This is a genomic window from Streptomyces sp. A0592, from assembly GCF_004795115.1.
In the GTDB taxonomy this organism is placed as follows: domain Bacteria; phylum Actinomycetota; class Actinomycetes; order Streptomycetales; family Streptomycetaceae; genus Streptomyces; species Streptomyces erythrochromogenes.
This window is the reverse complement of record NZ_SSBM01000012.1, coordinates 150491-171266: the sequence shown is the minus strand read 5'-3', so window position 1 is coordinate 171266 and position 20776 is coordinate 150491. Positions and strand designations below refer to the sequence as shown.

Sequence of the window (20776 nt, the reverse complement as noted above, 5' to 3'; positions counted from 1 at the left end):
CATGCTCGCTAGGCTGACGGACATGAGCGCGCAGGAACGCCCCGATTACGGTCCGTTGATCAACCACCTGCAGGAGTTGCGCCGTAAGGGCGCGGTGCCCCGCCGCAGGGGCGTGGCCGTCGCCAAGTGCTCGGCGTGCCGAGACCTAAGGCGGACCATCCTGGTGGATGGCCAGTACCGGGTCGTTTACAGCCAGCCGTGCCTCGCGTGCCGCGGGGGCGGGGCCAGCGACCGCGAGTACACCTCAGCCTGACGAGCGTCAACCGCCCCGGCCGGCTGCCCCCCTCCGGCCGGGGCTACTCGCGTAAGAGGTCGGCCAACGGCACACCGAGAGCGTGAGCAAGCCTCAGCCAGACCGTCAAGCGAACGTCCCGCTGGCCACCCTCCAGACGTACGACCGTCTTCCGGTCAATGCCAGCCAGCTCAGCAAGCCGCTCCTGCGACAGGTTCGCGCGGGTCCGCGCTTGGCGCAGGCGTACACCGATGGCCCGCTGGCGGGCGATTACCCAGGCGGGTGGCGGTTCGGTGAGCACCCGCCCACGTTGTAACGATCATGAGGGTTTGTCTGTACCCGGCTGGGTACACCATCACGATCTGATGTACCGGCCAACCGCTTGACCGATAACCATTGCGCCAGTGGCTTGAAACCGTAAGGGTGCTGACAGAGCCACCGAACGACGACTCAGGGTGATGCAAAGTGCACGAAATGCCGGACTCTTGCCGCCTGCGGCTCAACCCCACGCAGCAGACCCGCTATGACGCCGACGCCCGCGCGCTCGCACAGTCCAGAATCGCCGACCTCGCCACCCTCGGGGCCGCCTCCTCCATCGTCATGATCGAGAGCCTCCGCAGCTCCCTCGACGACGCACTCCAACTGATCGGAGAACTGATCGACAAAACCTGACCCCTCCGCACGCGACCGGCCCCGAGGAACTCCGCCCTCGGGGCCGTCGTCATGTCCGGGTCAGGCCGCCAGGCCTACGCCGTCGGCGGCCGGCAGGACGGCCGGCGCCGCGCGGCGCGCGGGCCGGGTCAGGATCCGCCGCAGGGCGTCGCGCAGCATCGCGTCCATGGGCGGGGCCGCCTCAGCCTCCCGCCGGACGCGGGCGACGGCCTCGTCGCCGAGCAGGGCGAGCCGCTCGGCTCGGGTCACCGCAGGCCCCGGCCCCTAGACTGCGCGGGTCCAGACCGACCCGTACCCATGCGCAATGAAAAGCTCTCGGGAGCGCTCATGTGGGCGTACCACTTCAGAGAGTGGTGCTCCACGGCCCAGATCCGGTCGAATCCCATGCGTTCGGCGAACACGGCCTGCTCGACGCAGTCGCGGATGAGGCGGTGCTCCCGCTCCACCGTCGGGTCGGCAAGCTGAGCTTCGAAGATCACGGAGAATTTCACGGTGCCTCCAGGGTTGCGTCGCGTGCCCGGTGCTACTTCAATTCGGAATATGACTAGTAGTCATATGTCGAAGAAGCAAGAGATGACGCAGGACCTTCCGGCGACCGCGTGGGCCGTTCTCGGCCTGCTGTCCTTCCCCGGCGAGCGGACCGGCTACGAGCTGAAGAAGTGGGCGGACTCCTCACTGCGCTTCTTCTACTGGTCGCCGGCCATCAGCCAGATCTACGCGGAGCTGCGCCGTCTGGAGGAACTGGGGTACGCGTCCTCCGCGCGCTCGGGGCCGGAGGAGCCGCGGGCCAAGCGCCGGTACGCCATCACCGGGGCCGGGCGCGAGGCCCTGTCGGGCTGGGCCGCCGACACCGCGCAGGCCGGTCCGCCGGTCCTCAAGCACGGGCTGCTACTGCGGATCTGGCTCGGCCACCTGGCCGAACCGGCGCGGCTGCGCGCGATGGTCGGCGAGCACCTGGAGCGCACCCGGGGCGAACTGGCTGCCGTGCGGGAGGCCGTGGAGCAGGCGGCCGATGTGCCGGAATGGGCCTTCCCGGGCCTCGCCCTGCGCTGGAGCGAGCGCCGGCACCTGGCCGAACTGGAGCTGGGCGAGGCCCTGTTGGCAGACCTGGCGGAACTCTCCCCGCAGGACGGGGCGGCCGGGCGTCAAGCCGGCGGGGACGCGCCCACGCCCGGGTGACGCGGCACGGCCGGGGAAGGCCTCCCGGGGGCGCACAACCCTGGCGGGAAGCGGTCGGTGGCGCTCCCGCGGGGCCGTGCACGGGCGGTCCCTATCCACGGGCGGCGCACTAGCATGCGACCTCATCGCGCGCGGCCGGTAGGGACACCGCGACCGCGCGGGGAGCCGCCGTCGACGGAAGCGAGAGAACCTTGACTTTCCTCACCATCGGTCACCGCGGGGTCATGGGCGTCGAACCGGAGAACACCCTCCGGTCGTTCGTCCGAGCGGAACGTTCCGGCATGGACGCCATCGCCCTGGACCTCCGGCTGAGCAAGGACGGCGTCCTCGTCGCCGTGCACGACCCCGAGGTGGACCGGACCACCGACGGCTCGGGAGCCGTCGCCGACCTGACCCTGGCCGAGCTGCGCGGGCTGGACGCCGGTCAGGGCGAGCGCGTCCCGGTGTTCGAGGAGGTGCTGGACACGGTCCGGTCACCGCTCCACGCGTGCGTCGGGGACCAGGCCGCGGCCGGCGTGCTCGCGGAGCTGATCCTGCGCCGCGACCTCGTCTCGCGGGTGGAGATCGCCTCGGCGCACGAGGCGGTGCTCGCCGGGGCGGCCCGCCGGGTGCCGGGCGTGCGGACCACCCTGCTCGTGCGCTCCCTCGACGGCGGCACCGAGGCGGTCGTGGGCCGGGCGCTGGCCGCCGGTGCGGCGACGGTCGCCCTCGACATCCACCGGATCGCCCTGGAGACGGTGGAGGCGGCGCACACGGCCGGCCTGCGGGTGACGGGCCTCGCGGTCAACACCCTCGACCAGCTGCGGCTGGCGCGGGCGCTCGGACTGGACGGCGTGGCCACGGACTTCCCGGAGATCCGCAGCACGGGCCGCTTCACCGCCTGAGGGGGTGGGCGGGCGGCTCACGGCTGGAGCGGCTTGACCAGCAGTTCGAAGGCGAGGTCGTCGCGGAGCGGGATGCCGAAGCGCTCGTCGCCGTACGGGAAGGGGCTCAGCTCGCCGGTGCGCCGGTAGCCGCGGCGCACGTAGTAGGCGATGAGCTCCTCCCGCACGTTCACCACCGTCATCCGCATCTCCCGGGCGCCCCACGTCTCGCGGGCGCGGCGCTCCGCCTCGGCGAGGATCTCCCTGCCGAGGCCGCCGCCCTGGAGACCCGGACGAACGGCGAACATGCCGAAGTAGGCGTGGTCGCCGCGGTGTTCGATGTGGCAGCAGGCGACGAGCCCGCCCGAGCGCTCGACGACGAGCAGGACCCCGTCCTCGCTGTCGATGACGGCGCGGACCCCGTCCGGGTCGGTGCGCTGGCCGTCCAGGTAGTCCGCCTCGGTGGTCCAGCCGGCCCGACTGGCGTCCCCGCGGTACGCCGACTCCACGAGCGCCACCAGTTCCGGCACGTCCGACTCGACGGCACTGCGGAAGCTGAGGGCTGCGGGCTGGGCGGTCGACATGGGCGCTCCGTTCGATGCGGTGGCATATGACATGCCTGGGACGGCAGGGAGAGCCTATCCCGGAGCCGAGTGAGGGCCGTATGAGAAGGGCATCTCTCCCCGTGACGCCGACGAACCGGGAGGTTCCGCCGTGCACGGATCCGCCTCGTCCCTCTCCGCCTGCGTCTCCTCCTGGCTGCTGGTCCTGCTGTGTGCGGTGAGCGGTGCGTACTGCCTGCGGCGGGTGCGCGGAGGGGGCGGGGCCGCCGCCGGGGAGGCGGTGATGGGGTTCGGCATGGCGCTGATGGCGGTGCCCCTCGGGGACGGCGGCGGGTGGCGGCCGCCCGTGCTGGGCGCGGTCTTCTGCGCCGCGGCCCTGCACGCCCTGTGGCTGCTGCGGGGCGGGGCGCACCACGCGCACCACCTGGTGGGGTCGCTGGCGATGGTCTACATGGCAGCCGCGGCGGGTTCCGGCGGCGGGCACGGCCACGGGCAGGGCGCCGGGCTCCCGCTGCTGACCGGGACGCTCCTGCTCTACTACGCCGGCTACGTGGTGCTCGGCGGCACGCGGCTGGTCACCGCGGGTGGTCCGTCCCCCGAGCCCTTGTACACCACGTCCGCGGAGCTCGTCAGGGCCTGCCGACTCGCCATGGGAATGGGGATGTTGGCAATGCTGCTGTCGATGTGACGACGCCGGGCAAACGTGTCCTGCGTCACCAATGACCCCGTCTCATACCCGGAGGTAGCCCGGCGCTCATAGGCTGGTGGCCATGATGGTCCCCGCCGCCCTCCTCGTGCTCGGCGCCCTGACCGCGGTGCTCGCCCCCCGTCTGCTGGCCCGGGCCCAGTGGCCCGAACGAGAACCGGTCGTGGCCCTGTGGGTGTGGCAGTGCGTGGTCGGCGCGGTGCTCCTGTGCTTCGGGCTGTCCATGCTGCTGAGCGCCGCGGCGGCCTGGCAGGCGGTCCGGGGCCGGCTCTTCGCCGCCGCCCCGCACGGGGTGGTCGACGCGTACGCGCTGGGCGCGTCCGGCGGCCCGTGGGCCGCGGCCACCGCCCTCGCCCTCGCGGGCGGCGGCCTGTGGACCGGGGCGATGCTGACCGGGGAGGTGCTGAGGGCCCGGGCCCGGCGGCGCGCGCAGGGCAGCGAACTGCTGGTGCGGGCCCCGCTGCTGCCCGGGGAGGACCCCGTGGGCGCGCGGCTCGTCGTACTGGAGGGCCCGCGGCCGGACGCCTGGTGGCTGCCGGGTGCGTCCCCGCAGCTGGTGGTCACGACGGCGGCGCTGGGCCGGCTCAAGGGCAGCCAGCTGGATGCCGTGATGGCACACGAGCAGGGGCACGCCGCGGCCCGGCACGACTGGCTGCTGCACTGTTCGCGGGCGCTGGCCCGGGGCTTCCCGCAGGTGCCGGTCTTCGCGGCCTTCGAGGCGGAGATGCACCGGCTGGTGGAGCTGGCCGCCGACGACATGGCCTCGCGGCGGTTCGGGCGGCTGACGGTCGCGCTGGCGCTCGTCGGACTCAACGAGGACCGAGGGGTGTTCGCGGCCTCCTCCGCCCCGGAGGCGCACGTCCCGCAGCGGGTGCGCAGGCTGCTGTCGGCCGCGCCCCGGCTCTCCCCGGGCCGCCGGCTGCGGCTGACCGCGCTGGCGACCCTGGTACCGGCGATCCCGCTGCTGGTGGCCTTCGTACCCGGGCTGAGCGCCCTGGCGTAGCGCGAGCCCGACCTCGCCCGGGCGCCGCCGGTGCGAGGATCCCTCTATGCGGAACGATCTATTTCGGTGGCTGGGGATCGGCTGCGCGGTGCTCGGGGCGGTGCTGACCGCTCTGGTGGTGGCGGGGTGGCAGCCCCTGTCGGCCTGGGACGAACGGGTCGCGCGGGACCTGCACGCCCACGCCGTCGCCCACTCCGGGGTGACGCAGTCCATGCGGGTGCTGTCCGACTGGGTCTGGGACCCGTGGACGATGCGGGTGCTGGCGGCCGTAGCCTGCTTCCTGCTGTGGTGGCGCGGCGACCGCGAGCGGGCCCTAAGGGTGGCGCTGGCGGCGGTGGTGGCCTCACTGGTGCAGCAGGGGCTGAAGGCGGCGGTGGGGCGGGAGCGCCCGGTGTGGTCGGACCCGGTGGACTCGGCGCACTACGCGGCCTACCCGTCCGGCCATGCCATGACGGCGACGGTGGTGTGCGGGGTGCTGCTGTGGCTGATCCCCCGCCCGGCCCCGAAGTGGGCCCCGGCCGCCTGGGCCGCGGCGGCCGTGTCGGTCGTCGGCGTCGGCTTCACCCGGCTCTACCTCGGCGTGCACTGGTTCTCGGACGTCCTGGCGGGCTGGCTCCTGGGCGCGGCTCTGGTGGTCCTGGTGACGACGGTCACCGTCGGCAGCCGCAGACGCGAGCGGGCGGAGCGCTGAGGGTGCGGCGCGCCTGCCCTGGATGATCCCCCGTGTCACCCAGAGCAGGCGACCCCGTGCGCTGAGTATATTGGCTGTGAGCCAGTCAACGCAGGAGTAAGCATGTCCCCGCGCAGCGCATCGGTCAATGAAGAATTGCGCAGACGTTCCCGGGAGCGGCTGCTGCAGTCCACGGTGGAACTCGTCGCCGAACGCGGCTACGAGGCCACGACCCTCGGCGACATCGCCGACCGGGCGGGCGCCGCGCGCGGCCTGGTCTCGTACTACTTCCCGGGCAAACGGCAGTTGCTGCAGTCGGCCGTGCACCGGTTGATGCACCTCACCCTGGGCGCCGCGCTGGAGCGGGAGCCCCGCTGCGAGGACGGGCGGGAGCTGCTGGCGCGCGCCATCGACGCGATCCTGGGGCTCGCCCGGGACGAGCCCCTGCTGATGCGGACGCACATGGCGGGCATCCTCACGGCCGACGGCTTCGTGCAGTGCCCGGAGCAGCGGCGGCTGGCCGAGCTGCTGCGGGACACTGTCGCCCGGTACGGCTCGGCGGACGTGGACGCGGACTACCCGCTGCTGCGCGCCCTGCTGATGGGCGCGGTCGTGGCGGTGCTGCTGCCCGGGGCCCCGATGCCGGCCGTCCGGCTGCGGGCGGAGCTGTTCCAGCGCTACGGGCTGGACTGGGAGCTCGGTGTTCCACCGGACGGCGGGCTGCCGCCCGGCGGAACGTTTCCCTCACACCCCTGACCTCACACGGTTCAGCGGTACTCGGGCTGGGTCTGTACGTTGAGCCGGTCCATGCGGACCCGCTTGGCGCTGTCCGTCCGCCGGTCGTCGAGCCGCAGCACGTCGAGGCCCTTGGCAATGTCGTTCGAGTAGATGTGCCCGTTGTAGTAGTACGCCGACCAGGAACCGCCGAGACCCAGCTTGTCCGTCGACAGCGGTCCGCGCTCGAAGTAGGCGATCTCCCTGGGCCGCGCGGAGTCGGTGAACTCCCACACCGAGACGCCGCCCTGGTACCAGGCCTGCACCATGATGTCGCGGCCGCCGCCGACCGGGACCAGCGAGCCGTTGTGCGCCACGCAGTTCTCGGTGTCGGCCTGGTGCCGCGGGATCTTGAAGTAGCTGCGGAAGACGAGTTTGCGCTGGTCCCCGCGGCCGGTGATGTCGTAGATCCCGTCGGCGCCCCGGTTGGGGCCGGTGGCCTCGTTGCAGGTGGCGCCGCCACCGCCGCCGAGTTCGTCGGTGAACACCACCTTGTTCGCACGCTCGTTGAAGGTGGCCGAGTGCCAGAACGCGAAGTTCACGTTGTCCTGCACCCGGTCGATGACGCGCGGCTGCTCGGGCCTGCTGATGTCGAAGAGGATGCCGTCGCCCATGCAGGCTCCGGCGGCCAGGTCCTTCGACGGCAGCACGGTGATGTCGTGGCAGCCCGTCGTCCTGGAGACGCCCGGGTTGGTGGGCGCGCCCGGGTTGCCGCCGTCGGGGAAGAGCACCGGGAAGGCCACGACCGCGGCCTGCGTCGGGCTCTTCTTCGGGACCTTCACCACGGAGATGCCGTCGTGCGGCGGCTTGCAGTCGGGGAAGGCCTCGTTCGGGGAGTAGGAGGCGACGTAGAGGTAGATGTCCTTGCGGCCCGGGACCAGCGTGTGGGTGTGGGAGCCGCAGGCCGTCTCGACGGACTTGATGTACCGGGGGTTCCTCTTGTCCTTGATGTCGAAGATCTTGATGCCCTCCCACGAGGACTTCTCCGTCGCGGGCTGCGAGACGCTGTTGCAGGAGTCGTCGCTGCGGGAGGAGTCCGTGGAGAGGAAGAGCAGGTCGCCGTCGACGGAGATGTCGTTCTGCCCGCCGGGGCAGAGCACCTCGGTGACCTTCTTCGGAGCCTTGGGGTTGGCTATGTCGTAGATCGTGAAGCCGTTGTAGTTGCCCGCGTAGGCGTACCTGCCCTGGAACGCGAGGTCCGAGTTGACCACCGTGGGGTCGGTGGAGGGGATGTTGGCCAGGGGTTTGATGTTGGCGCTGTGCACGATCTCGTCCTGGCCGGGGATGGCCCCGGGGGCGAGTTCGCCGCCCTCGGGAGTGCCGGCACTCTGGTGGTTGCCGTGGCCGGGCGTCAAGTCGCCCGGGTCGGGGGTGGCCGCGGCCGGTCCGGCCGCGAGGAGGGTCGCGAGGAGTCCGGCCGCCGCGACGGCCACCCCCACCCTCCTGTTGCCCGCTCTCCTGGTGTGTAGCGAGGTCACTGTGCCTCCCATGGGAGCCCGATCGGTTCCGTCCGCAGGGGAACGGAACCAGGACCCCGGCAGTATCTTCCCTTCATGGACATGGCAAAAGACCTCCGGGGCCGCAAGGCCTTGACCACGCGGCCCTTACGGCTCGCCGCGGCGACGGCCACCGCCGGCCTCCTGCTGACGCTCACCGGCTGCCAGGACGACGGTGCGGACCGGGCCGACGACGGGCAGGCCTCGATCGTCGCGCCGGGCAGGCCGGGCGAGAAGTCCCGCACGCTCACCCCCGAACAGGCCGCCAAGGCGAAACCCGACGACAGCCCGAACGCCGCCGACCAGTCCTACGTGCAGCGGATGATCGAACACCACCGGCAGGCCCTGACGATGAGCGCACTGGCTCCCGAGCGGGCGGCGACGGACCCCGTCAAACGGCTCGCGGAGCGGATCTCGGCCGCCCAGAAGCCTGAAATCGGCGCGATGCAGAAGTGGTTGGCCCTCCACTCGGCGCCAGGCTCCGGCACGCCCGCCCCCGCCCCCGGTCACGGGCACGGGCACGACCACGGATCGATGCCGGGCATGGCGACCGAGCAGCAGCTCCGGGAGCTCTCCGACGCCCGCGGCGCCGACTTCGACCGGCTCTTCCTGAAGCTGATGACCGCCCACCACGAGGGGGCCCTGACGATGGCGGGCGAGGCGCTGGCCGGCGGGAACAACCCGGCCGTGGAGGAGATGGCCAACGAGGTGGTGGCAACACAGAGCGCCGAGATCCACCGGATGCGCGCGATGGGCTGACTCCGCGAGGGGCCGGTGTCATGCTGGGACCACCTGCGGGAGGAGCTCCGCCGTGCTTCGTGTCGCCGTCGTCGGATCGGGCCCCAGCGGGGTCTACGCGGCCCAGACGCTGGTCCAGCAGCGCGAGGTGCCCGGGGTGCGGGTCGACGTACTGGACCGGCTGCCCGCCCCCTACGGACTCGTGCGGTACGGGGTCGCGCCGGACCACGAGAAGATCAAGTCGCTGCAGGGCAGTCTGCGCACGGTGCTGGAGGACGAGCGGATCCGCTTCCTCGGCAACGTCGAGGTCGGCGGGGCGGCCCTGCCGACGCAGCGGCTGCTGGAGCTGTACCACGCGGTCGTGTACTGCGTGGGCGCGGCGCGGGACCGGCTGCTGGGGATCCCCGGCGAGGAACTGCCCGGGGTGCACTCCGCGACGGCCTTCGTGTCCTGGTACAGCGGGCACCCGGATGCCGCCGCCGAGGTCTTCGACCTGCCCGGGGTCGATTCGGCGGTGGTGGTCGGGGCGGGGAACGTCGCGGTGGACGTGACCCGGATCCTGGCCCGCGGCACGGCGGAGCTGGCACCGACGGACATGCCGCAGCCGGCGCTCGGCGCGCTTGCCGACAGCGGGGTGCGCAGGGTGGCGATGGTGGCCCGACGCGGACCCTCCCAGGGCAGGTTCACCACCAAGGAGCTGCGGGAACTGGGCACGCTGCCGGGTGTGGACGCCTGGGCGGACCCGGAGGAGCTGGCACTGGACCCCCTGTACGCCGATCCGGGCGCGGCCGCCGCGCTGCCGGCGGTGGCACGGCGCAATCTGGAGGTCCTGCGCGGCTGGGCCGGCGGGCCCCCGGGCGCGGGGCCGCGCCGGATCGCGCTGCGGTTCTACCTGCGGCCGGTGGAGGTCCTCGGCGGGCCCGACGGGCGGGTCGCCGGGATGCGCTTCGAGCGGACCGCTCCGGACGGCCGCGGCGGGGTGACCGGGACGGGCGTCCACGAGGACGTCGAGGCTCAGCTGGTGCTGCGCTCGGTCGGGTACATGGGCGTGCCCCTGGCCGGGCTGCCCTTCGACCCGGCGAAGGGCACGGTTCCGCACGCGGCGGGCCGGGTGCTGCGCGCGGGCCGGGCCTCGGTCGGCGAGTACGTGGCGGGCTGGATCAAGCGGGGCCCGACCGGGGTGATCGGCACGAACCGGCCGTGCGCCAAGGAGACCGCCTCCTCACTCCTGCAGGACGCGGGGGCGCTGGCCCGGCGCGAACTGCCCGGCGACCCCCTGGACGCGCTGCGGACGGCGGGCCTGCACCCGGTGGAGTGGCCGGGCTGGCTGGCCATCGAGTCGGCAGAGGCGGCCCTGGGCCACTCCCTGGGCCGACGCTCCGTCAAGATCCCGGACTGGAGCGGTCTCTTGGCCGCGGCGAACACGCCGGACGCGGGGCCTGCGTAGCCGTCCCGCCCCGGCGGGTGCCGGATCCCGGGCCCGCCCGGGACAGGCCCCCGACGGCCGGTGGCCGACGGCGCACTCGGCCGCCCTGTGCGCGCCCACCGCTCTCGCGAGGCCCGCTCTCGCGAGGCCCGCCCTCCGTCGCCCGCGGCCCGGTCCCGCGCGTCGGCGTGGCGCTTCCGGGTGGTCGTCCCGCCGGAACGCCCCTGTGCGGGAGTGTCGCCGCGCCGGGCCGCGCACGCGCCCCGATCATGTCGGGAGCGGAGCCCCGGAGCAGCAGCGGATGGGACGGCCGGCGGGCCTGGGCGCTCGCGGTGGCGGTCACGGGGCTGGTGCTCTCCGCCTCCTCGTACGCCGCGGCGGCCGAGGCCGGCACTGCTGTCCGCGACAGGCCTGCCGTGAGTGCCGCCCGGTGTCCGGACCACGCCGTGGCCGACGGGTGGGAATGGTGCCCTCCGCCCCGCTGCGACACCGGACCTCCGGGTTGTGAGGGGCCCGATGTGCCCCTCGGCGACGTCCGGGTGGTCAAGGAGGACGTGTCGACCGGAGCCCTGCTGGCGGGCGCCGTCTTCCGGCTGCGGGAGGAGACCAACGGCATCCCCGGCCTCCAGACCACCGGCATCGACCCGGACACCCAGATCGGCGACACCTGCACCACCGCGAACGACGGCACCTGCGCCCGCACCGTCGAGACCGGCCTCTACTACTGGCAGGAGACCCAGGCCCCACCCGGCTACGACCTGCCGGCCAACCCCGTCTTCGGCCCACTGGTGCTGACCGCGCAGAACGCCGCCGAAGGCGTGACGGTGACCGCCGGGAACGCCCCCACGCCCGTCCCGCTCGGCCAGGCCGGACCGTCGGCGTCGACACCACGAGCCCGACAGAGTTCAGTGTGCCGGGCGCCGCGGGGCACTCGCCACCCCGGTGACCCGGCCGCTCAGCGCGGCGTCCAGCGTCTCCTGGGCCGTGCGCATCGCCTCGGCGTACTTCGGCTCGGACATGCGCGCCCAGGCGTGGTCCGGTGGGACGTCCTCGACCCTGCTCACCACCCACCAGATGTTGCCGAACGGATCCCGTACCCGGCCGCCGCGATCACCCCACGCGCTGTCAGCGGGCTCGGTGATCACCTGCGCCCCCTGTGCGACGGCAGCGGCCATGGCGGCGTCCGCGTCCGGTACGTAGATCCTCAGGAGCGAGGGCATCACGGGCCAGTCGGGCCGCCGGTCGAAGGCCAGGACCACCGTGTCGCCGACACGGATCTCACCGTGGCCGATGGTGCCGTCCTCGACGGACACCCGTGCGAGTTCCTCGCCGCCGAAGGCGTTGGTGATGAAGTCGAGCAGCGCGCCCGTGTCGTCGGTGACCACCCACGGCGCAATGCTGGTGTAACCCTCGGGCGCAGAGTGCCTCATCGCTCTCGTCCTTTCGTCAGGTCGCTCGATGCGACGACCCTAGGGCCCAACGAGGACAACAGCGGACCTAGATCGGGTACGGGATCAGACAACGCCACCGCCATCGGTACAGGGCAAAGCGCCGACCCGTCAACGGGACCCCGGAGAAGATCGTTCCCGTGGTACTGCGATGTGGAAAACCCCGATCCCGCCCTCGTCGCCCCGGATCTGCACGTGGTGATGTGCTGTGCGGTGTGCACCATTACCTGTACGCCGTGCTGAGCTGCACTGTTGAGGGGGAATCGAACCCCAGCGTTGCTCTTCACGCACCACAGGTGGGTCGGAGAACCGCCGACCCTCGGTGTGTGCACGCCTCCGAAGCGGCTACCTGCTCCACATCCTCTTGATCTGCTGGACCGGTCAGTCCAGCAGGTCGACCTCCCAGTTCGCACGCTGGATCCGCACATCGACCTCCCGGATGTCCCGGGCGAGCGCATCCGCCCGAGCACGCAGTTCCGCGACCGGAAGCGCCGCGAGCATCATCAGCTCGGACCGAAGCTGTCGGCCGTATCCACGATCACCCGTACCTGCCGCGGCGTCCGCCGCCGCAGTGACCACCGAGTGTCGCAATCGCAAGACGTCCCGGCGCGCGAGTGCGTCGGTGAGCGTGCCGCCGTCCGGGCCCAGCACCACGGTGGCATTGGTCCGGTTGATCCGCCGGATCAGCATTTCGAGGGTGTCCAGCACTTCCCCGGCCTCGGCCAACAGCTGAGTCGCGTCCTCGGCGGGCGTCTCCCCCTCCTGGTACCGCGCACTGCTGACGACTCGCGCTCGCAACTGCTCCACACGCCGCGTCGCCTCCGCGCGCTCCGCCAGTGCCTCGGCAAGCTTCACCGCTTCCCCCTGCCTTCGTCCATGAACTCGCCCGAGTATACGAGCGCAAACCGATGCATACGGGCCTGGATTGCGACCTGATCCATGTCCGGCCTCCACGTACCTACCGAAGGCGACAGGGCGGGTCCAGAGCGTGAGGTCGCTGCTGGTCGCCGAGCCGACCGCGCCGGCCGGACGCCTGCCGGGCGTCTCCATCGGGCCCGCTACCTGATTCAGATGGGACACTGCGCGGCCATGGGCTCGCCTCGCCCAGGCGCAGCGGGCTGCCTTGCGCGGCACGGGCTCAAGCGGGCGTCGGGAATGCCTTGGTGGCTGACTGCCGGACGCATCCGGTGACCGCGTGGGAGGCGAATGAGAGGGAAGACGATCGTCATCCGGACGCCCGGTTCACCGAGTCCACCAGGAGTACGCTGTGGCACCTTCTGCGACGCCGCCGGTGCGCCGGCGCGGGGCGGGAAGCCTTCGGGCTCTCTTTTTCTTCCTCGCCGTGAGTTACGGCGTTGCGGCTCTCGGCGCCTTCGCCTCCTCCGACGCGGGCATGGTCTACGAGTCCCTGGACCGGCCTGTGTGGGCTCCTCCCGCATGGCTCTTCGGGCCCGTCTGGACCGCCCTCTACGCCACGATCGGCATCGCCGCGTGGCTGGTCTGGCGCCACCCCGACCGCGACCGGGTCCGAACGGCACTGGTCTGGTGGTCCATTCAGCTCACGCTCAACCTCGCCTGGACCCCCTTGTTCTTCGCCGCCCGCCAGTACGGACTTGCGCTGCTGGACATCCTGCTTCTCCTGGCCGCGCTCAGCACGACCGTCGTCCGCTTCCGGCGGCTCAGCCTCCCAGCGGCACTTCTCCTTGTCCCCTACCTGTTGTGGGTGGCCTTCGCGAGCGCCCTCAACGCGTCCATCTGGCACCTCGACGCATAGTCCGCGATGTTCTCCAGGGAGTGGCCGGCTGCGCCCTCGTGGTCACGATGGCGGCGTCGGGCAGATCGACGTACGCCGAGAACCTCGCTGGTAGCGCGGGACGCATTCCGGTGCCAATGCCTCGCGGTTGCGTTTGCCCATGCCTCGGCCGTCGTCGTTGCGGTACCGGAGCCGCCGCGGCGAGCACTCGATGGAGGCGGGCGGGTGTTCCGGGGCCCGAGCCGCACCTGCCCCGGGTGCGGGTGCCGCCCCTTCCGCCCCCTTCCGACCCCGTGTTTCGCCCGGCCCGGCAGGGGCAGGCGCCGGGCGGCGGGCTCGTCCGCCCTCCGGAGGGCCGGGGTCGCTCACTGGCCGACCGATGTCCTCCGCGCCGCCCCGTCCTACCGCCGGCATGGACCGCCCCAGGATCAGGACCCCGGGACGGCAGACGGCGTCTTCCCGGAACGGGGCCGGGAAAACCCGACCCGGCTGGGGCTGGTGCTGGGGCTGGGGCTGGAAGCGGAACGACAGGAAGGCAGAAGCCCGTGGCCGGCAAGGACAAGCACGCGCGGGGCGACGGGGTCTCGTGGAAGAGCCACGGCCGGACCGTCAACGGCACGGTGAAGAGGAAGATCACGGAGCGCGGCCGGGTTGCCGGCCGCACCGTCGACGCCTCGGCGGAGGAGCCGCAGTACGAGGTGGAGAGCGACGCCTCCGGGCGCTCGGCCGTGCACAGGCCCGAAGCTCTGCGACGCAGGCGCCGTTCCACCTGAGCACCGGCCCTCGCCCCGCGCAAGGAAGCCCCTGAACGGGGTTGCAGAAGGCTCGGTGGCGGGCCTTTCGTGGTGTCTGCCATTGGCGGAACGGGTGCTGCTGTTGGCCGTGCAACCACCGCACCGGACACACGGTGCGGCAGCTCGCGCTGGAGCCGGCTCCGAAGCCGGTCGCTGACGTGGACCGGTTGCGGGTCGTGGACGGCGCCCTCGTCCCGGTCCGCGGCCGACAGGTCGCCGCCTCCTCCCGCACCTACCGGTTCTCGGCGAACGGGCAGGTCGTCATCGACGCCGACAGCCGCCGGGCGGGAGTCGGACCTGCCGGTCGCGGCGGACCTCGTACGGCAGCGCGTCCTCGCCTCCCGGGTGCGGTTGCCGGGTGGTAGGGCCGTGTCCTGCGAATCCTGCCGGGCGACGCGGCAGCGGCTCAGGGCGTGAGGCGGGCCGCCTCGGCCGCGGCCGCCGTCAGGACGCTGTCGAGCAGGCCCGGGAAGAGTGCCTCCAGGTCCTCGCGGCGCAGGGCGTTGAGCTTCGTGGTCCCGCGGTAGGCCTGGCGTACGACACCGCTCTCGCGCAGGACGCGGAAGTGGTGCGTGGTCGTGGACTTGGTGACCGGCAGGTCGAAGTGCGAGCAGGCCAGGTCGTCCGCCGAACCGGCCAGGTCCAGGACGATGGAGAGCCGCACCGGGTCGGAGAGCGCGTGCAGCACGCCCTCCAGGCGGATCTCGGCGGCCTCCGGGTGGGCCAGGGTGCGGGAGGTGTCCCGATCCGTCATGTCCCTGCTCCACTCACTCGGCTTGGTCCGGGCCCCCATGGTACGAGAGTCGTCGAAGGAGGCGTGGGGATCGCCGACATCGGCGGGGACGGGGGTGCGGCCGCCGCCCGGCGGCGGCGGCCGCACCCCCGTCACCAGGACCGGTGGTACTGCTCAGGCGTACGGATGGACGCACCCAGCTCGTCGGCCGCACGGCGGGCCCAGAACGGGTCGCGCAGCAGCTCGCGGCCCAGCAGGACCGCGTCGGCCTCGCCGTTGGCCAGGATCTTCTCGGCCTGCTCCGGCTCGGTGATCAGGCCGACCGCGGCCACGGGGAGGGTCGTCTCGGCCTTCACCCGGGCGGCGAACGGCACCTGGTAGCCGGGGCCGACCGGGATCGTCACGCCGGGAGCGAGGCCTCCGGTGGAGACGTCCAGGAGGTCCACGCCGTGCTCCTGGAGGAGCCGGGCCAGGCGCACGGTCTCGTCGGCGGTCCAGCCCTCCCCCTCCAGCCAGTCGGTGGCGGAGATCCGGAAGAGGAGCGGGAGCTCCTCGGGCCACACCGCCCGTACGGCGTCGACGACCTCGATGGCGAAGCGGGTCCGGTTCTCGAAGGATCCGCCGTAGGCGTCGGTGCGCTTGTTGCTGTGCGGGGAGAGGAACTCCCCGATGAGGTAGCCGTGGGCGCCGTGGATCTCGACGACCTCGTAGCCCGCCGCGAGCGCCCGTCCGGCCGCGTCCGCGAACTGGCCGGTGATCTCGGCGATCTCATCGGCCGTCAGCTCGTGCGGCACCGCGTGGCCCTCGGCGAACGGTACGGCGCTGGGCGCGACCGGCTGCCAGCCGTGGGCGTCGGGGCCGACCGGTCCGCCGCCGGTCCAGGTCCGGTCGGTGGACGCCTTGCGGCCGGCGTGGGCGATCTGGATGCCGGGAACGGTCCCCCGGGCCTTGAGGAAGCCGGTGATCCGGCGCAGGGCCTCGACCTGGGTGTCGTTCCAGATGCCGAGGTCGTACGGGGAGATCCGGCCCTCCGGGGAGACCGCGGTGGCCTCCTGGACGATCAGGCCGGTGCCGCCGGTCGCGCGGGCGGCGTAGTGGGCGAAGTGCCAGTCGTTGGCCACGCCCGCGTTCGGGCCGAAGGCCTCGGCGCTGTACTGGCACATCGCGGCCATCCAGACGCGGTTCGGGACGGTGACCGAGCGCAGGGCGTACGGCTCGAACAGGGCGGCGAAGGCGGCGGGTACGGCGGGGGCAGCACTCATCGGGGCTCTCCAGAGGTCACCGGGCGCGCCGGGGTCGGCGGCTAAGTACGAGACTCACCATACTACGAATCCCCTCGTACTACGAGACCTCTCGTACAAGTGCGTCGAGCTCCGCACGCAGCGCCCCGGCCAGCGCCGCCAGGTCCGGGACGGCGGCCCCGTCGGCGACCAGGCCGTAGTGGACCGTCCCCTTGTAGGTGGAGACGGCGACGGCCAGCGACTGGCCGCGGGCCAGCGGGGCGAGCGGGTAGACCTCGTGGACCCGGCTGCCGCCGAGGGAGAAGGTGAGACCGGGCAGCGGGACGCTGGTGACGAGGATGTCGTAGAGCAGCCGTGCCGCCTGGGCGACGAGGGGGCCGCCGAGCCGGTGGCCGAGCGGGTGGACGTGGTCCGCGAGCAGGGCCACGGCCCCCGCGCCGCGGGCGGGCCCGGCGTCCTTGTTGCGGTCCATGCCGGCGCGTACGCGGTCCAGCCGGCGCAGCGGATCGGGCTCGGCGAGCGGCAGCCGGAGCAGGTAGCCGGAGAGCCGGTTCCCGGCGCCTTCGCCGCCCCGGGGCCCGCGGCGGCGCGACACGGGGATCAGGGCGCGCGGACCGGCACCCAGGGGTTCGGGGTCGCCCCGCTCGGCCAGCCAGCGCCGCAGCGCGCCCGCGACCAGGGTGATCAGCACGTCGTTGACGGTGCCTCCGGCCCCCTTGCGGATCAGGTTGACCTCGTCCAGGTCGAGCGCGAGACCGGCGACGGTACGCCCGCCGGCGCCGGCGGGACCGGCCGTGAGCGCGGCCGGAACACCGAGCGGCAGCCCGCCGCGGGCCACCGCGGCGCCGATCTCCAGGGCCTGGCCGACACCCTGGACCCGGGCGGCCAGGGCTCCCGGGAGCCGGCTCAGGACGGTGCCGGCCCGCTGCCCCGGGACCGCGCGCGCGGGGGCCCGCGGACCCGGGACCTCGTCGAAGAGCGCGGCCGCGAGGGCGAGGGCGCCCAGGCCGTCGGCGAGGGCGTGGTGGAACTTGAAGAGCACGGCGAAGGAGTCCGGGTCCGGCCCGTCCAGTACGTGCGCCTCCCAGGGCGGCAGCTCGCGGTCCAGGGGGCGGGCCATCAGGGGCCCGGCGGCCTCGTGCACGCAGGTGCGGTCCGTGCGGACGAGGAAGACGTGCCGCGCCGGATCGAAGCCGGGGTCCGGCGACCAGGCGGCGGCGCCGAGGGGCAGCAGCACGTCCCGGATCCGGCGGCGCAGGCCGGGCACGGCCGCGCAGCGCGCGGTCAGGAGGGCGGCGGCGCGCTCGGCCGCACGTCCGGCGCCGGAGCCGGGGGGTGCCGCGGCGGCGCGGAACACGGCCAGGGCGCCGAGGTGCATGGGGTGGTCGGCGGTTTCCATCCGCCAGAAAGCGAGGTCGAGCGGAGACAGGTGCTCGGTGGCCACATACGTCCTCTCACGCGCGGCAAGCAGTGGCTTGAAGTCAACCCATTGCGAACACCCCCATGCAAGGCGCAATCATTTCCGGGCGGTAAATGATCGGTATAGATCATCCGATGTGAGGTGCGCGGCGCCCACCGGGCCCCTGTCGGTGGTCGGGTGCAGACTGGCCGGAAAGACGCTCTGCAAGGAACGAATCCGCGCAAGGACGACGAGGTCCGGAGGTGCCGGCCATGGCCGACGTACTGCTGCTCGTGGGAACCCGCAAGGGACTGTTCATCGGCCGCCGCCGGGGGGACGGGCCGTGGGAGTTCGGCGAGCCCCACTTCAACGCCCAGGCCGTCTACGCCGTCGCCGTGGACCGGCGCGGACCGGCTCCCCGGCTGCTGGTCGGCGGGGACAGCACCCACTGGGGGCCGTCCGTCTTCAGCTCCGACGACCTCGGGGCCACCTGGCGGGAACCGGCCAGGGCCGCCGTGAAGTTCCCCCAGGACACCGGCGCCTCGCTGGAGCGGGTCTGGCAGCTGCAGCCGGCCGGACCGGAGGCACCGGACGTGGTCTACGCCGGGACGGAGCCGGCCGCGCTCTTCCGCTCGACGGACCGGGGCGAGTCCTTCGAACTGGTCCGCCCCCTGTGGGAGCACCCGACCCGCGGGAAGTGGGTTCCCGGCGGAGGCGGCGAGGGCCTGCACACGGTGCTCACCGATCCCCGCGACCCGGACACGGTGACGGTCGCCGTCTCCACGGCCGGGGTGTTCCGGACCGAGGACGGCGGCGCGAGCTGGAAGCCGTCCAACAACGGAGTCTCGGCGGTGTTCCTGCCCGAACCGAACCCCGAGTTCGGCCAGTGCGTCCACAAGATCGCCCGGGACGCCGGGGACACCGACCGGCTCTACCTGCAGAACCACTGGGGCGTCTACCGCAGCGACGACGCGGGAGGCCGGTGGACCGACATCGGCGGCGGGCTGCCCTCCGACTTCGGCTTCGCGGTGGCGGCCCACCCGCACCGGCCGGACACCGCCTACGTCTTCCCGCTGAACGCCGACTCCGACCGGGTCCCCGCCGAGCACCGGTGCCGGGTCTTCCGCACCGAGGACGCGGGCGCCACCTGGGAGCCCCTGACGCGCGGACTGCCCGACTCCGACCACTACGGCACGGTGCTCCGGGACGCGCTCTGCACGGACGACGCGGACCCGGCGGGGATCTACTTCGGCAACCGCAACGGCGAGCTGTACGCCAGCCACGACGACGGCGACAGCTGGCAGTTGCTGGCCGAGCACCTGCCGGACGTCCTGTGTGTGCGGGCGGCGACGATCGGCCAGTAGAGTGATCCACCGTGGCAGCACGACCGTTGAACGAGATCGTCGAGCCGGGCTGGGCCCGCGCTCTGGAGCCGGTGGCGACGCAGATCGCCGCGATGGGCGACTTCCTGCGAGCCGAGATCGCGGCGGGGAGGACGTACGTCCCCGCCGGGGCCAATGTGCTGCGCGCCTTCCAGCAGCCCTTCGACGAGGTCAAGGTCCTCATCGTGGGGCAGGACCCGTACCCGACGCCGGGGCACGCCGTGGGCCTGTCCTTCTCGGTGGCCCCCGACGTCCGGCCGGTGCCGCCGAGCCTGGACAACATCTTCCTGGAGATGCACCGGGACATCGGGACCGGCCGGCCCGCGAACGGCGACCTCACCCCGTGGACCCGGCAGGGCGTGCTCCTGCTGAACCGCTCGCTCACGACGGCGCCCCGCCGGTCGAACGCGCACCAGGGCAAGGGCTGGGAGGCCGTCACCGACCAGGCCATCCGCGCGCTGGCCGCCCGCGGCAAGCCGCTGGTCTCCATCCTGTGGGGCCGCGCGGCCCGCAACCTGCGGCCACTGCTCGGCGACCTGCCCGTGGTGGAGTCCTCGCACCCCTCCCCCAAGTCGGCCGATTACGGATTCTTCGGCTCCCGGCCGTTCAGCAGGACGAACGAGCTGCTGGTGGGCCAGGGTTCACAGCCTGTGGACTGGCGCTTGCCGTCCGTCAGTTGAGCGTATCTGCAATTCAACGGATAAATACGGACAGATGCGGCACGAGAAGGCCCTGCCCGAACACCTTCTTCCGATAAGCCAGTAGCATGCGGCGCCATGAGCTCCCCCACTGGCCCCGCAAATGGCCTGCCCGTACGAATGCCGCGACCCCGCCCGACCGGACGGCACCGCCGGCCCGAGCCCGCGGCTGCGCCCGAGGGCGCGCCCGCGCTGGTACTCGCCGTGCCCGGTGCGCCGTCGGCCGCTTCGCGGGGGCTCGCGGAAGAGATCATCAGCATCGGCCGCTCCGAGCTGCCGGGCCTCGACGCCCGCATCGGTTTCCTCGAGGGTGACGACGCCTCCGAGTTCCCGTCCCTGTCCGGCGTGCTGAGCGCCGTCGCGGCCGACCGGACCGCGCGCGTGGAGTTCGCCCGCGCCGCCGGCCACGAGGTGCCCGACCAGTCCGGCCCGGACGCCGTGGTCGTCCCGCTGCTGGCCGGCCCGGACAGCGACCTGCTGCGCCGGATGCGCCAGGCGCTGATGGACTCCTCCGCCGCCGCCGAGCTGGCCGACGTCCTCGGTCCGCACCCGCTGCTGGCCGAGGGCCTGCACGTGCGCCTCTCCGAGGCCGGCCTGGCCCGCGCCGACCGCGCACGCCTCTTCACCGTGACCACGGCCGCCGACGGCATCGTCCTGGCGACCACCGGTGGCGAGGAGGCCGTGCAGGCCGCCGGGATCACGGGCATGCTGCTCGCCGCCCGCCTCGCCGTGCCCGTCCAGGCCGCCGCGCTGGACCAGGAGGGCTCGGTGGCCGCGGTCGCCGAGCAGCTGCGCCGCGAGGGTTCCACTCAGCTCGCGCTCGCCCCGTACCTGATCGGCCCGGAGGCCGCCGACGGGCTGCTGGACACCGCCTGCAAGGAAGCCGACTGCGCCACCGCCGAGGTGCTCGGCGCCTACCCGGCACTCGGCAAGCTGGCCGTCGCGCAGTACACCGCGGCTCTGGGGATCCCCCAGGGCTCGCCCGCGCACTGACCCGCCCGACACT

24 protein-coding genes and 3 pseudogenes are annotated in these 20776 nt (G+C 73.0%); 17 read left to right on the top strand and 10 right to left on the bottom strand.

Translation table 11 applies throughout. The annotated features are described in order from the left end of the window. The first annotated feature begins 22 nt into the window (after positions 1-22). On the top strand, positions 23-253 hold the full coding sequence (locus tag E6U81_RS19380; protein ID WP_136231351.1) for a hypothetical protein: 231 nt from the start codon (positions 23-25) through the stop codon (positions 251-253). Positions 254-296: 43 nt separating this feature from the next. On the opposite strand, the gene E6U81_RS19375 is transcribed toward E6U81_RS19380, so the two are convergent. Continuing rightward, positions 297-533 (bottom strand): helix-turn-helix transcriptional regulator, encoded by a 237-nt coding sequence (locus tag E6U81_RS19375; protein WP_136231350.1) that lies wholly within the window; start codon positions 531-533, stop codon positions 297-299. A 173-nt stretch (positions 534-706) separates the two neighbouring features. Between E6U81_RS19375 and E6U81_RS19370 the strand changes: the two genes are divergently transcribed. After that, the gene (locus tag E6U81_RS19370; protein WP_136231349.1) at positions 707-904 is read left to right on the top strand and encodes a hypothetical protein; all 198 of its coding nucleotides are present in this window, start codon (positions 707-709) and stop codon (positions 902-904) included. A gap of 60 nt (positions 905-964) precedes the next feature. Here E6U81_RS19370 and E6U81_RS19365 read toward each other — a convergent pair whose 3' ends face one another. Continuing rightward, the gene (locus tag E6U81_RS19365; protein ID WP_136231348.1) at positions 965-1153 is read right to left on the bottom strand and encodes a hypothetical protein; all 189 of its coding nucleotides are present in this window, start codon (positions 1151-1153) and stop codon (positions 965-967) included. A 65-nt stretch (positions 1154-1218) separates the two neighbouring features. Next, positions 1219-1395, bottom strand: a pseudogene (locus E6U81_RS19360) (LLM class flavin-dependent oxidoreductase); the annotation flags it as partial. Between the two features lie 82 nt (positions 1396-1477). Here E6U81_RS19360 and E6U81_RS19355 point away from each other — a divergent pair. Next, positions 1478-2083, top strand: a complete 606-nt coding sequence (locus tag E6U81_RS19355) for a PadR family transcriptional regulator (protein ID WP_240803906.1) — start codon at positions 1478-1480, stop codon at positions 2081-2083. A 191-nt stretch (positions 2084-2274) separates the two neighbouring features. After that, entirely contained in the window at positions 2275-2967 is a 693-nt protein-coding gene (locus tag E6U81_RS19350; protein WP_136231346.1) for a glycerophosphodiester phosphodiesterase family protein, read from the top strand. 17 nt (positions 2968-2984) lie between these two features. On the opposite strand, the gene E6U81_RS19345 is transcribed toward E6U81_RS19350, so the two are convergent. After that, positions 2985-3530 (bottom strand): GNAT family N-acetyltransferase, encoded by a 546-nt coding sequence (locus E6U81_RS19345; RefSeq protein WP_136231345.1) that lies wholly within the window; start codon positions 3528-3530, stop codon positions 2985-2987. A gap of 130 nt (positions 3531-3660) precedes the next feature. Between E6U81_RS19345 and E6U81_RS19340 the strand changes: the two genes are divergently transcribed. The 4 genes from E6U81_RS19340 (at position 3661) to E6U81_RS19325 (ending at position 6644) form a co-directional block, all read left to right on the top strand. Beyond that, entirely contained in the window at positions 3661-4197 is a 537-nt protein-coding gene (locus E6U81_RS19340; RefSeq protein ID WP_136231344.1) for a DUF5134 domain-containing protein, read from the top strand. Between the two features lie 82 nt (positions 4198-4279). Further along, positions 4280-5218 (top strand): M56 family metallopeptidase, encoded by a 939-nt coding sequence (locus tag E6U81_RS19335; protein WP_136231343.1) that lies wholly within the window; start codon positions 4280-4282, stop codon positions 5216-5218. Positions 5219-5264: 46 nt separating this feature from the next. Continuing rightward, complete coding sequence (locus E6U81_RS19330) at positions 5265-5909, top strand: phosphatase PAP2 family protein (RefSeq protein ID WP_136231342.1); 645 nt, start codon at positions 5265-5267, stop codon at positions 5907-5909. Positions 5910-6011: 102 nt separating this feature from the next. Next, positions 6012-6644, top strand: a complete 633-nt coding sequence (locus E6U81_RS19325; RefSeq protein ID WP_136231341.1) for a TetR family transcriptional regulator — start codon at positions 6012-6014, stop codon at positions 6642-6644. 11 nt (positions 6645-6655) lie between these two features. On the opposite strand, the gene E6U81_RS19320 is transcribed toward E6U81_RS19325, so the two are convergent. Next, the gene (locus E6U81_RS19320; protein ID WP_136231340.1) at positions 6656-8152 is read right to left on the bottom strand and encodes a hypothetical protein; all 1497 of its coding nucleotides are present in this window, start codon (positions 8150-8152) and stop codon (positions 6656-6658) included. Between the two features lie 63 nt (positions 8153-8215). Between E6U81_RS19320 and E6U81_RS19315 the strand changes: the two genes are divergently transcribed. The 3 genes and pseudogenes from E6U81_RS19315 to E6U81_RS39890 all read left to right on the top strand — a co-directional run. Next, complete coding sequence (locus tag E6U81_RS19315) at positions 8216-8917, top strand: DUF305 domain-containing protein (protein ID WP_240803905.1); 702 nt, start codon at positions 8216-8218, stop codon at positions 8915-8917. A 52-nt stretch (positions 8918-8969) separates the two neighbouring features. After that, positions 8970-10343, top strand: coding sequence for an FAD-dependent oxidoreductase (locus E6U81_RS19310; protein ID WP_136231339.1), 1374 nt, complete (start codon positions 8970-8972; stop codon positions 10341-10343). Between the two features lie 248 nt (positions 10344-10591). Beyond that, positions 10592-11083 (top strand): annotated as a pseudogene (locus E6U81_RS39890) (prealbumin-like fold domain-containing protein); the annotation flags it as partial. Positions 11084-11227: 144 nt separating this feature from the next. On the opposite strand, the gene E6U81_RS19300 reads toward E6U81_RS39890, so the two are convergent. Both E6U81_RS19300 and E6U81_RS19295 read right to left on the bottom strand, forming a co-directional pair. Further along, positions 11228-11752 (bottom strand): VOC family protein, encoded by a 525-nt coding sequence (locus tag E6U81_RS19300; RefSeq protein ID WP_136231338.1) that lies wholly within the window; start codon positions 11750-11752, stop codon positions 11228-11230. A 399-nt stretch (positions 11753-12151) separates the two neighbouring features. Then, positions 12152-12625: a DIP1984 family protein gene (locus E6U81_RS19295; protein ID WP_136231337.1), complete on the bottom strand. Its 474-nt coding sequence runs from the start codon at positions 12623-12625 to the stop codon at positions 12152-12154. Positions 12626-13112: 487 nt separating this feature from the next. Between E6U81_RS19295 and E6U81_RS19290 the strand changes: the two genes are divergently transcribed. The 3 genes and pseudogenes from E6U81_RS19290 to E6U81_RS41100 all read left to right on the top strand — a co-directional run. Next, positions 13113-13544, top strand: coding sequence for a TspO/MBR family protein (locus E6U81_RS19290; protein WP_240803904.1), 432 nt, complete (start codon positions 13113-13115; stop codon positions 13542-13544). Between the two features lie 524 nt (positions 13545-14068). Further along, positions 14069-14296 (top strand): DUF2945 domain-containing protein, encoded by a 228-nt coding sequence (locus tag E6U81_RS41105; RefSeq protein WP_240803903.1) that lies wholly within the window; start codon positions 14069-14071, stop codon positions 14294-14296. A 70-nt stretch (positions 14297-14366) separates the two neighbouring features. Beyond that, a pseudogene (locus E6U81_RS41100) lies at positions 14367-14598 on the top strand (IS5/IS1182 family transposase); the annotation flags it as partial. A gap of 125 nt (positions 14599-14723) precedes the next feature. Here the strand turns inward: E6U81_RS41100 and E6U81_RS19275 are convergent. The 3 genes from E6U81_RS19275 to E6U81_RS19265 form a co-directional block, all read right to left on the bottom strand. Further along, a complete protein-coding gene (locus E6U81_RS19275; protein ID WP_136231335.1) occupies positions 14724-15071 on the bottom strand; it encodes a helix-turn-helix domain-containing protein in 348 nt (115 codons plus the stop codon). A gap of 131 nt (positions 15072-15202) precedes the next feature. Continuing rightward, a complete protein-coding gene (locus tag E6U81_RS19270) occupies positions 15203-16312 on the bottom strand; it encodes an NADH:flavin oxidoreductase/NADH oxidase (protein ID WP_136231334.1) in 1110 nt (369 codons plus the stop codon). Between the two features lie 79 nt (positions 16313-16391). After that, positions 16392-17735: a wax ester/triacylglycerol synthase family O-acyltransferase gene (locus tag E6U81_RS19265; protein ID WP_136231333.1), complete on the bottom strand. Its 1344-nt coding sequence runs from the start codon at positions 17733-17735 to the stop codon at positions 16392-16394. 227 nt (positions 17736-17962) lie between these two features. Between E6U81_RS19265 and E6U81_RS19260 the strand changes: the two genes are divergently transcribed. The 3 genes from E6U81_RS19260 to E6U81_RS19250 all read left to right on the top strand — a co-directional run bounded on the left by E6U81_RS19260 (position 17963) and on the right by E6U81_RS19250 (position 20763). Beyond that, entirely contained in the window at positions 17963-19054 is a 1092-nt protein-coding gene (locus E6U81_RS19260; protein WP_136231332.1) for an exo-alpha-sialidase, read from the top strand. 11 nt (positions 19055-19065) lie between these two features. After that, complete coding sequence (locus tag E6U81_RS19255) at positions 19066-19752, top strand: uracil-DNA glycosylase (RefSeq protein ID WP_030657563.1); 687 nt, start codon at positions 19066-19068, stop codon at positions 19750-19752. A 96-nt stretch (positions 19753-19848) separates the two neighbouring features. Further along, positions 19849-20763, top strand: coding sequence for a hypothetical protein (locus E6U81_RS19250; RefSeq protein WP_136231331.1), 915 nt, complete (start codon positions 19849-19851; stop codon positions 20761-20763). The last annotated feature ends 13 nt before the right edge of the window (positions 20764-20776 follow it).